At 36.8% G+C, this 12,158-nt stretch carries 7 protein-coding genes; 3 read left to right on the top strand and 4 right to left on the bottom strand.

The genetic code is table 11. The features are described from left to right. Window positions 1–20: 20 nt before the first annotated feature. From EZM65_RS10875 to EZM65_RS10860, 4 genes are read right to left on the bottom strand one after another with little or no spacing between them, the layout of a single operon-like run. Window positions 21–2,894, bottom strand: coding sequence for an alpha-amylase family glycosyl hydrolase (locus EZM65_RS10875; RefSeq protein ID WP_136668587.1), 2,874 nt, complete (start codon window positions 2,892–2,894; stop codon window positions 21–23). Between the two features lie 49 nt (window positions 2,895–2,943). After that, complete coding sequence (locus tag EZM65_RS10870; RefSeq protein WP_136668586.1) at window positions 2,944–4,068, bottom strand: SusE domain-containing protein; 1,125 nt, start codon at window positions 4,066–4,068, stop codon at window positions 2,944–2,946. A 14-nt stretch (window positions 4,069–4,082) separates the two neighbouring features. Then, window positions 4,083–5,681, bottom strand: a complete 1,599-nt coding sequence (locus EZM65_RS10865; protein WP_136668585.1) for a RagB/SusD family nutrient uptake outer membrane protein — start codon at window positions 5,679–5,681, stop codon at window positions 4,083–4,085. Between the two features lie 10 nt (window positions 5,682–5,691). Continuing rightward, entirely contained in the window at window positions 5,692–8,688 is a 2,997-nt protein-coding gene (locus EZM65_RS10860) for a SusC/RagA family TonB-linked outer membrane protein (RefSeq protein ID WP_136668584.1), read from the bottom strand. 226 nt (window positions 8,689–8,914) lie between these two features. Between EZM65_RS10860 and EZM65_RS10855 the strand changes: the two genes are divergently transcribed. The 3 genes from EZM65_RS10855 to pgmB all read left to right on the top strand — a co-directional run bounded on the left by EZM65_RS10855 (window position 8,915) and on the right by pgmB (window position 12,126). Continuing rightward, complete coding sequence (locus EZM65_RS10855; RefSeq protein ID WP_136668583.1) at window positions 8,915–9,934, top strand: LacI family DNA-binding transcriptional regulator; 1,020 nt, start codon at window positions 8,915–8,917, stop codon at window positions 9,932–9,934. A gap of 177 nt (window positions 9,935–10,111) precedes the next feature. After that, on the top strand, window positions 10,112–11,470 hold the full coding sequence (locus EZM65_RS10850; RefSeq protein WP_136668582.1) for an MFS transporter: 1,359 nt from the start codon (window positions 10,112–10,114) through the stop codon (window positions 11,468–11,470). Beyond that, window positions 11,470–12,126: a beta-phosphoglucomutase gene (gene pgmB / locus EZM65_RS10845; RefSeq protein ID WP_136668581.1), complete on the top strand. Its 657-nt coding sequence runs from the start codon at window positions 11,470–11,472 to the stop codon at window positions 12,124–12,126. The genes EZM65_RS10850 and pgmB overlap by 1 nt, the downstream gene beginning before the upstream one ends. Window positions 12,127–12,158: the final 32 nt, after the last annotated feature.

Raw genomic sequence — 12,158 nt, 5'->3', positions numbered from 1 at the left:
TTTGGAAAAAAGTAAAAGAGTTACTCTTTGATTAATTTTATTGTTCCTTTTTGATTTGAGCTGTTAGTGATTTGAACCAGATAAATCCCTTTGTTCAAGTCACTTATATTGAATGAGTCTTCGGGTGTGAAACCATATTTAAAAACTTTTACAAGCTGTCCTGTAATATTGTAGATTTCAGCTTTTTCAATTGCTTCTGACAGTTGGAAATTGTCACTCGAAGGGTTAGGGTAAAGTACAACAGAATCAGCCAGGTTGAATTCCTCATTGGATAAACTTTGCGCAGGTTGATTGCCGTATATTCTGTATCCACCCGCCGGAACAGTAATTGGACTGGTTGTGTTGTTAACGTTTAAAGTTGAATTATCAATTAAATTGTACCAATTACCTGTGTAAGGGAAATCAGGGGTTATGTTTTGGTCAGTTACATTAAAATTGGCTAAAACCACTAGATTTTTTAGTGAGGTTGAAGGAATAGCGTCATCCCAAACGTACAGTCTTTGTTTGTAATTGTCAGCATTTGGTGAAATGCTGTAATTGCCTTCAAAAACAGCTTCGTTAGTTTTTAATGTATTTAGTTTAGACCAAAAAGTATAAAGTGGCCCTCTGTTAACATCAGTGAGCCAGTTGTTTGTCCATTGCGGTTGTGGTTTTGTTGCTAATTTGCAGTCACCAGGTGTTGCATCTGCTCCAGTATTCACAGAACCGTCTGTACATGTGAAAATAGAATTGTCATGACCTAATTCTCCAAAATGCCAGATCATTTTTGGTCCCGGAACCAACAAATGCATGGCACTCATAGCCTGGATTCTCATTAGAGCAGTATTAAGATTTCGTGCATTATGACCAGAGGTGTTGCCTTCGGTCAGATTCTTGTACATGGTTCTTTCTTCGTCGTGGCTTTCGGCATAACCAATTAAACGTTTTGCGGTAAATCCTCTGCTTAGATGACCAACCCGATTGATGCTGGTGGAATATCCTTTGGTTAAAGTGGCGAATTCATCGGACATTTTACCCCACATCATGACGCCTTTTGAAATGCCGTCTGCCTCACCTATAACTCTGTAATTTGCCCATTGCTGTTCTTCTGCGTCGGTTCCTAAATGTTCAAAAATTACATAATGTGTCGGGTCTAACGACCAACTGTAATCGGCATATTCTTTTAGGATGTCCACGCGATCCTGCTGGTAAGAATTTGTGCAGGATTCACTTCCTATACAGTTTTGCGTAAAACCTTTGGTTAAATCCCATCTGAAACCATCAATTTTATATTCTTCAATCCAATGTTTGATAATTCTTTTAGTATAGGCCTTTGTCAGTGGTTGGGTATGGTTAAAATCAGACCCTACATTGTAACTGTGTCTAGGAAATTCATTAAAGTACGGATTTTCTGAACTTGGGTCACCCCATCCGTCTCCGTCTGAATCTTTCATCCACATTCTATTCATAGGGTTACGCCCAAAAGCATGATTTAAAGCAACATCCAGAATTACTGCAATTCCGTTAGTATGGCATAAATCGATAAATTCTTTTAATTTGGCGGAAGTGCCGTAATGTTTGTCCGGTGCCATGTGAAAAGAAGTGTTGTATCCCCAGCTTTCGTTACCTTCAAACTCCATGACAGGCATTAATTCGACAGCGTTGATTTTTAGATTTTTGAAATAATCCATTTTGTCAATTAAGTCCTGATAATTTCTATCGGCATCAAAGTCTCTTACGAGTGCTTCATAAATGATGAGGTCCTCTTTTTTGGGTTTTGAAAACGAAGTATTTACCCATGGATAAGGAGTTTGACCGGTTTGCAATACGGTTACCTCCCTTTCCTGTCCTGACGGATAAACAGGAATGTTGGGATAACTTGATGCCGGTGTCCACGGGTCATCATATGGAGATAATACTAATGTCGAAAATGGGTCGGCAGTTTTTACTATTGCTGGTGAGTTGGTAATTGGAGTTGTGTCTGCAACCCAGTACTGATAATGATAAATCTGTCCCGAAGTCAATCCTGTAAGTTCCAGCCAAAATTTACCGGTTGAAGGGTCTTTTTTCATGGCATAAGCATTGGATGGCTGATAGTTGTTGAAACTTCCCGCCACATATACAAAATCTTTACCCGGCGCACTCAATACAAGTGTTGCTCTTGCTGCGTCTCCGGTATTGTAGTTAATACCGTCAACTAATCCTGCGGGTATGGCTTGTGAAATGGTTCCTGGATTGACAAAAACATTGAATTTTTTTGAAAAAGTCACGCCAGCCTGTGTGATTAGAAGTTCATACGATTTATTAGTTGTGATATTAGTGTCATTGAAGGAGTAGGGGTTTCCTGTATAAGTGTTGATTTGTACTCCATTAGCCGATAAGCTATAAAAAGCAGCACCGTTAGTATTGTTTGCAGATATTGCCAGATTGCCTCCAGAGGAAATTATTGTATTTGAATTTTGTGCCGGAGTAATTAGATTAGCCTGAAATGACCCAACTTCCGAATACATATCCTGTGATTTTTTGTCTCCGGTTCCATCTTTAGCTTTTATTAAAAAACCTATACGTCCAATATTTGTTCTGTTGTAGAATGTAGCTGGTGTAAAAGTTATGGTGTACGTGTCATTTCCTGAATTATATGTCAGCCGGTTCGTTTCATTGGAAGAAGTCCAGGTTCCGTTAGTTGGACAGTCCAAACTATTGGTGTCATTTAAATCATACGACCAGGACCAAAGATATAATGCGTTGCCTGCAACATTCCATGTGGCTTCATTTATAGAAGTGCCTTGAAAAGTTAAAGTGATAGATTGGTTTTCATCAAAAGTACTTGGGTTTATTGAAAAACTTACAGTTTGTTGCTGGGACCAAGAAACTATTGAAAAGAAAAATAACAGTAATTTTGTAAAATTTTTCATAAATATTACAATTAAAAAAGGCTGGTAAAACCAGCCTTTTGGTAAGTTTTTAATTAAATGTTATGGTCTTGTTGACAGTGTCTATTTTAAATAATTTTGTAGCCGTAGCTCCAACATATCTGAAGTTGCTGTCTCCGTCATTGGCATTCACAAAATCAGCTGAAATAGTGTATCCGTCAGCTATGTAAGAAGGGAAGTTTTTGTTGGGAGAACCCCAGCTGTCACCACCGTCATTTGCAAGCCAGACTCTGAATGTTTCATTGTTTTTTAATTCAACCGGAACTTCGTACACACCATTGTTGATTTTACCAAGTTCAGTTTCATTGTTTCCTGCCCAGCTCCAGCCGCCTGGAGTAGCCGCGCCTACTAACCAAAACGATCCAGTCGCGTCTGTTCCCTGAAAAGCAGAAATCGTTTTATTGTTTTCATTTATTTTTAATCGGTGTGAACCGGGAGTTCCAATAAATCTAAAGTTGCTGTCTCCGTCATTTGCATTAACTAATGTTGAAGAAATTACATAACCTTCTCCTGTGTAATAAGGGAAGTTTCTGCCAGAACCCCAGTCTCCTTCAGTGGTGAAGAATCTGAAAGTGTCATTTGTTAGGTTTACAGTAGCGGTCAACACATTGTCATTACAAAACATTACAACAGGGCTGTTCCAGTTCCATCCGGCATCTACTAAACCAGCTCCTACACCATATTGATTCAAACATCCAAATGGTGTTACAGATAAGTTTATTGTATTTGAATATTTCGGTTCAGCTCCGGTTGTGCCTACTGTAGCTTTAATTCTTACATCGATTGTTCCTTCAGTAAAAGGAGCAACCCCCAGCATTAATGCATTCAAATTCAGTTCTGCAACATTAATGGTTGCATTTGTAGTTGGCGATTCAGTAATATCAACTGGTGTTGCAAAATCAGTTCCGTTTTTAGCAAACTGAACCGTATAAGTTATAGCAGTTGGTACCGTATAAACAGCAGGCTGCCATGTAAAAGTAACTGCGGGATTGTTTGGAGTCGCCTCTGATAGAATGATGGATGTTCCAGTTGAGGGTGTTACTATTTCAAAAGCTGCTTCTTTAGGTTCTAGAATTTTAAAATTATTTTCATCTTCACATGAGTTTAATGTAAGAACCATTAAACCTATTGATAAATATTTATATATATTTTTCATAATCTATGAGTTTATTAATAATTAGGGTTTTGGGTTAAATTGGGGTTTGAAGCCAGACTGGCAGCGGGTATAGGATATACATTAAAATGTGCCGGAATGGCAATACCGCTTTGACTGTTTCCTTTCCATGTCCAGTTGTAGGAACCACCGGTGAATTTACCGAAACGGATCAAGTCCTGTCTTCTGTGGGATTCCCAATGTAACTCTCTGGCTCTTTCATCCAGTATGAAATCTAATGTTAAATCGTTTACAGTAATGTTTGATGATGTGCCATTGTTTGCTCTTTCCCTTAATTCGTTCACATAAAGCAAAGCCTGATCTTTAGTTGCGTTTCCTGAATTTCTAAGAGCGCATTCTGCATACATTAAATACACGTCGGCAAGTCTGAATAACGGGAAGTCAGTGTCAACAAAAGTTTTGTTGGAGCCTGCCACGCCGGTAGAGCTGATGTTGGAATATTTTGCTAAAATGTAGCCTTGTTTAGGTGTGGAGATTGAAGTAATTTCAATTGGTCTGTCTGCAGAAATGATTGTTTTTCTCTCATCTGTATTGAATTGTGTTCCATTGAATTTTTGGACAAACTGTTTTCTCAAACGCAAAGCGCCACCCCAGCCATCTGTTCCAACACCTAATGAAGCGCCGTTTTTCTCTAAAGATCCTACCTGACCATTAATCAAAACTGTAGTAGGACCATAATTTTGAGTTGCTGTACCATCTGACTGAATGCTGTAAATCATCTCTGTAGATGTATGATTGTCTGCTTTGAAATTGTCTAAATAATTTGCTTCCAGAGTGTAGCCGGCATTAATAATGTTGTTGCACATAGTAACGCACTCGGTATATTTGGGTGTGTTAATATAGACTTCGGCATTAAGGTATATTTTAGCCAGAATCATCCAGGCCATTGCTTTGTCCAAACGACCGTATTCATTTGTTTTAGGCTCTTTTAAAGATGGCAGTACTGCAGTTAATTCTTCTTCTATAAATGAAAATAATTCTGCTCTGTCATATTCCGGTCCGGCAGTATTTATCGGATCGTTTTCAGTTACAAACGGAGCTTTTCCAAATAAATCCATTAAATGGTAATAAGCTAATGCTCTTAATACTTTTACTTCCTCACGATATAAAGCAACGTCGTTTAGTAACTGTGTGTTTGTTACTCCTCTGGAGCTTAATTTTTCAGGAGTAGTCTGGCGTAAGTATTCATTAACTAAAGCTACCTGAAACATAGCTCTGCCAAACATTCCTCTAAGTATAGGATTGTTGGCATTCCAGGTATTTCTTTGTATTTCACCAACGCCCGGATCGTTTTCATAACTCCAGATTGCCTGATCAGCAGCTAAATCCTGCATGTACCATAAACAACGGCCATATTGACTTGTACCGGCATCAATTCCCTGTATGTTTGAAGATTCAGCTCCATTAAGCCCTGTTAAGGATAAATTTCCATAAATGCCTGCCAAACCTTGTTTGTATGAATCTTCCGAAGAGAAGAAATCATCTGAAAGGAAAAGATCATCATCTTTTGGGGTAACATTTAAATCATCTGTACATGATGTGCAAAATGTTATTAATCCAATTATATAAATTATCTTATATTTTAAATTTTTCATGGTTTAATTATTAAAATTTCACATTTGCACCAAATAAAAACTGTCTTTGTCTCGGGTAGATTGTATTGTCTATACCGCTGGTGATTTCAGGATCCAATCCGCTGTATTTTGTAATAACAAAAGGGTTTTGTACTCCAATGTTCAATCTCAAAGAAGCTTTTCCGTCAATCCATTTTGGTATAGTGTAACCAAGTGTGGCATTGTCCATTCTAAGGAAAGATGCGTTTTCAATGTAATAATCTGACAGAATAACATCTGATGTGGTTGTAAACTGGCTGTCTAGAGCTGAAGACGGAATGTTTCCTAACATGGCATTATCTTTCAATAAGTTTAGCTGTGCTCTTGAAGAATTAACGTTATTGTAAATTCTGTTTCCAATACTTGCTCTCAAATTGAAAGAAAAATCAAAATTTTTATAATTCATATTGGATTGGAAACCTAATAAGAAATCAGGATCTGGATTGTTGTAGATATAACGGTCGTCATTGTTGATGATACCATCTCTGTTTAAATCAGCATAAGCACCTTCAATAGGTTTGTTGTTAGTGTCGTAAAGTTGTTTATACACAAAAAATGAATTAGGAGTGTATCCTTCACTATGAACCTGAATAGTTCCTCCTGTTCCTCCGCCTATTCCGCCTACAAGGATGTTAGAGCCAAATGCCAGTTCTTTTATACGTCTTTCGTATTTTGTTGCATTGAAATTAGTGGTCCAGTTGAAATTATCTGATTTAAAAATCTCAGTATTAATGTTCAGTTCTATACCTTTTGTGGTGAAACTTCCAATGTTCTGCCATCCTGCATTCGAGAAATTTCCACCATCTGCAAAAGCAACATTTGCTAATAAATCGTCTGATTGTTTATAGAAAACATCAACGGCCCCGTTAATTCTGTTTTTGAATATTCCGAAATCCAAACCTGTATTGTAAGTTGTGGTTTCTTCCCATTTCAGGTATGGGTTTGTAGGCGAAGGCAATCCCACAATATAAGTTTCCTCACCAAAATAATACTGTGAATTAGGATTGCCAGTTGCATAAATTGGCAAATAATAATTTCTTGCATCAGTTGGTAGATCCTGTTGTCCTGTTATCCCCCATCCCAGTCTTAATTTTAAGTCAGAGATTGTGCTATCTTCATTAAATAAATCATTGTTCATTTTCCATGCAAAGGAAGCTGCCGGGAAATTTCCCCATTTTTCATTTTTCGGGAAACGGGACGAGCCGTCTCTTCTGTAAGTTAATGTTAAAAGGTATTTGTCGTTCCAGTTAAGATTTGTTCTTCCGAAAAAGCCTATTAAAACCAAATCAGTATCAATAGTGGTTTCAGGGCCTGCTGATGTTGGATTAAATTTATTTCTTGAGGTAAAGCTTTCAGATTCAAATTTCTGGTAAGAATAACCTCCGGTAGCTTCTAAATTCAATTTCCCGAATTCTTTGCTGTAAACTAAATAGCCGTCAAATAATTTGTTGGTTGATTCAGAGCTGTCAAACTGGCTGTTTCCATATTTCCCTGAAAAGCTTGTTCCGTTTCCATCAGCAGTTCCTGCATATCTTGGGATGAAAAGATTTCGTTCTCCTTTGGTTTTGTCTAAACCTACATTGATCACACCTCTCAATTCAGGTAAAAAATGAAACTTATAGTCAACTTGTACATTACCAAAAATTCGGTCCACAATTCCAGTGTCATTTCTTAACAGAAGTTCAGAAACAGGATTTCTGGCCGTGTTGGATAATTCGGTTGGACTTGAAGTGTTTTCATAAAATCCACCCCAAATTGAGTTTGACTGATATACAGGTTTAGTTGGGTCAAATCGTAATGCACCGCCTTCAACTCCGTTTGTGAATCGATTTCTCTCGTTTGAATAGTTGGCATTTACAGAAAGTTTTAAATGTTCTTTAAATAAAGTAGGGTTTAATGCCAAACCAATAGAGTTTCTTGTGAATTTATTGGTAAGTCTTAATCCTTCCTGAAAGGTGTTACCTAAAGTTAAACGGGTAGGGATAGCTTTGAATAAGTTTCCTCTCAGGTTGAGATCCTGAGTTATAGTTTGTGTACTTTTTCTGTAGATTTCCTTCTGCCAATCTGTGTTGTGAATAATTCTACCTTCAATAATGCCCTTAGTTGCAGGGTCGTCAGTTGCGTTTGAGTTTGGATCGTCAACACCCAGAAGGTTGGTATCATCCGGAAAGTATGTTTCAATTGCACTTACAAATTCCGAACTGTTTAATAAATCTACAGTGTCAGTCAGTTTTCCTGATCCGTACTGTACGTTGTATTCAACAGAAAGATTTTTGCTTCCTTTTTTTGTTGTGATTATGATAACCCCGTTAGATGCTCTTGATCCGTAAATGGCAGTAGCAGAAGCGTCTTTTAGGATAGTCATAGATTCGATAGTGCTTGGGTTTAATGAGGCTAAGAAAGATGTTCCTCCTGTGGCAGTCTTGTTTTCTATTGGAAGTCCGTCAACAACAATCAAAGGATCGTTGCTTGCAAATAAAGATGAACCTCCGCGGATTCTTATCTCTGATCCAGAACCCGGAGCTCCGCTTGTGTTAACAGTAACACCGGCAATTCGTCCGTTTAATAGGTTTTCTGCTGTAATTATCGAACCCTTGTTGAATTCTTTGTTTGATAATACTGAGGCTGATCCTGTCGCATCTTTTTTCTTAACAGTACCATAACCTACAACTACAACTTCTCCTAATTTATTTGTTTCGTCTTGTAGAACTATGCTGACTTGAGATTGTCCGTTGAATGTTATAGATTGGTCTTGAAAGCCAATAAAAGAGAAGTTTATAATATCCCCTATTTTAAGATTTGACAGTTCAAATTTTCCGTCAAATCCTGTGGAAACTCCATTGGAAGTTCCTTGAACAGTTACATTTACTCCTGGGAGAGGCTGGTTGGATGTGTTGTCCGTGACTATTCCTTGTAATTTGCTCTGTGCAAGTAAGTTAAAAGGAATAAACAGTAGCCAGAATAAAAACTGTTTAAACGTTGTTTTCATACATTTAGTTTAGGTTAAAAATTAATTTAGAGGACATTAACTTTTACTTCGATAAGTTAAATTTAAGTAAATATTCTATCAATTTTCAGGAACCCTTGTTAAAACCTAAACGAAATCGTTTTCGTGTTGAAAACTTTTAATGAAATGTATATTTTTAGTAGTAAAATTGTCAATCTAAAAAATAAAATCTACCTTTATTTTTGAATTCACAATTTGAGAATCTTTAATGAAAAAGAAAGTTACCCTAAAACAAATTGCAAAAGAACTTGATGTCTCCATTTCAACTGTTTCAAAATCATTGAGAAATAGTCCGGAAATTGGCGAAGAGACGAAAGAGAAAGTACAAGCTTTTGCAAGATTGTATAATTATAAGCCAAATAATATAGCATTGAGTTTGAAAAATAGAAAAACGAAAACAATAGGTGTAATTATTCCAGAAATTGTACATCATTTTTTTGCAACAGTAATCAACGGAATTGAACATTATGCGAATAGCTTTGGTTACCATGTGATGGTGTGTTTGTCTGATGAATCTTTTGATAAAGAAGTCATAAATATGGAAATGCTTGCTGGTGGCAGTATTGATGGCTTTATTATGGCATTGTCCAAAGAAACACAGCAAAAAAAAGATTTCCATCATATAACTGAAGTAATCAGTCAAGGTATGCCCGTGGTTATGTTTGATAGAGTCACCAATGATATTTTTTGTGATAAAGTTATAATTGATGACAAAACAGCAGCCCAAGATGCCGTTAATTTTTTGGTCTATAAAGGAATGCGAAAAATTGGCTTGCTTACAACCATAGATTATGTAAGTGTAGGAAAGTTACGTACAGATGGATATTTACAAGCACTTCGGTATAACAATATGATAGTCAATGAGGATTTGATTCTAAAAATTGAAGACATGGAAAGTTGTGAACAGCAAATTGAAACCTATCTGATGGCGCATCCTGATTTGGACGCTGTTTTTGCTGTTAATGAATTGTTTGCGGTAACTGCTATTAAAGTTGCTAATAAAATGGGTAAAAAAGTACCTGAAGATTTTTCGGTAATTGGATTTACAGATGGAATAATCTCTAAATACTCAACGCCTTCCATAACAACAGTAAGTCAGGATGGATTGGAAATGGGGAAAAAAGCGGCCAAATTATTAATTGACCGTCTTGAGAATGATGAAGAGGACGAATACTACACAACAGAAGTCATAGAGACCTACTTGGTGGAAAGAGAGTCCACTCCGTAAAAAGTTATTAAGACTCAAACGTTGTAGTGAGGTTTTAATTGAAGTGAGCTGAAAATATCTCATTTCAATGTATATATTTACAATAATTATCAGGCATATACTTTTACTTCGATACTAAAAAATATGTTTTGATAAGCACATAAACGCTTATCGTAGTATGAATTTTAAATTACGATAATGGAAAAGCGTAAATTAGGTTTCTGGGAGATTTGGAACATGAGTTTCGGTTTCTTAGGGATACAATTCGGTTTTGCCCTTCAGGGAGGATTTATGTCAAGAATCTTTCAGACTCTTGGAGCAGAACCGCACGAAATACCCGGGCTGTGGATAGCAGCACCTCTTACTGGCTTAATTGTTCAGCCTATAATAGGGCATTTGAGTGATAATACATGGTCACCTCGTTACGGAAGAAGAAAACCATATTTTTTAATAGGGGCAATTCTTAGTTCGTTTGCTTTATTTTTTCTTCCTTATTCTTCCGCTTTATGGATAGCAGCTGGTTTCTTATGGATACTTGATGCGTCAATAAATATAAGCATGGAGCCTTTCAGGGCCTTGGTTGCTGATAAATTACCTGATTCGCAACGCTCTTACGGGTTTGTACTGCAGACTTTAATTATAGGAATCGGGACCTGGGTGGCATCAAATTTACCTTGGATGGTTAATAAAATGGGCTTTGAAGATAATCCTGCCCCGGGGGTAATTCCTGAATATGTAAAAATAGCATTCGGAATAGGTGCTTTGGTTTTCTTAATCAGTATTTTGTATACTGTTCTAACAACAAGGGAATATCCGCCTTCAAATTTGGAGGAGTTTAAAGCTCAGAAACAGGAAAGTCATTTTTTTAAGGACTTGTTTACTTCAATAAAAGAAATGCCGGTGACAATGAAAAAACTGGGAGTTATACAGTTTTTTAGCTGGTTTGCTTTTTTTACCATGTGGAGTATGGCTACGCCGGCTTTAACAGAGTTTGTTTTCAATTCTCCTGCGCCTGATAAGGAAGCTTTTGATTTTGCTGTTGCCGGCCAACAGGAAGCTTTTGATGCGGCCAATAAGTTATTTCAAACGGCTTCGGATAAAGTGGGTTCAGCTATGGGACTTTACGGATTGTCATCTATGGCATTTGCATTAATTCTTACTTTTTATGCGGCAAATAAAGTCGTTAACCGGAAATACATCCACATGTTTTCTCTTATACTGGGAGGATTAGGTTTTGTATTGATGGGATTTATTAAAGATCAGTTCTGGTTGAATATTTCATTCCTGCTTATAGGTTTCTCATGGGGTAGTATATTGTCAATGCCTTATGCAATGCTTTCAAGCTCAGTGAATGAAAACAAAATGGGAACCATGATGGGGTTATTTAATATGTTTATTGTAATTCCGCAGATAGTAGCTGCATTAGGTGGTGTAAATGTGCTTTCAAAACTTTTTGGGACATCTGCAATAGCACCAATGTTTTTAGCAGGAACTTCGTTAATTATTGGTGGATTATGCAATTTTTTAATCACTGATGAAAAAGTAATTAAAGGGTAATGAGTAAAAAAGCATTCATATTTGATTTGGATGGTGTTATTGTAGATACAGCAAAATATCATTTTAAGGCATGGCAAAAATTAGCCGACAGCTTGGGGATTTTATTTACCCCGGAACATAATGAAGAATTGAAAGGCGTGAGCCGGGTTCGTTCACTGGAAATTATTTTAGGTCTAGGAAAAATAAATGCTTCTGAAGAAGAAAAAGAAAGATGGTTGGTTCAAAAAAACGTTGATTATCTTTCCTATATTGAGAATATGAATGAATCTGAAATTCTTCCAAATGTCAGAGAAACATTAGAATTTATAAAAAGTAAAGGACAATTCATTGCATTGGGATCAGCAAGTAAAAACGCGAGACCAATTCTTGAGAAAGTAGGTTTGTTGCATTTTTTTGATACTGTGGTGGATGGAAATGATGTGACGAATGCAAAACCTGATCCGGAAGTTTTTGTGCGTGCCGCAAAACTTTTGGATATAGAAAATCATAATGCTATTGTTTTTGAAGATTCGGTAGCAGGAATACAGGCGGCAAATGTTGCAGGTATGTTGAGTATAGGAATAGGAGACGATAGAATACTTAAAGAAGCCAAGTATTGTTTTCCTAATTTATTACACATGGATTCGAGTTTTGTCGAAACCATAATTTTACATTAAAACAATTCGAAGATTTCGAATTTCAAATTTCA

Origin of the sequence: Flavobacterium sp. H122, assembly GCF_004959765.1 — a bacterium.
Classification (GTDB): Bacteria; Bacteroidota; Bacteroidia; order Flavobacteriales; family Flavobacteriaceae; genus Flavobacterium.
The sequence above is the reverse complement of the archived record's forward strand: the minus strand, read 5'-3'. Positions and strand labels throughout refer to the sequence as shown.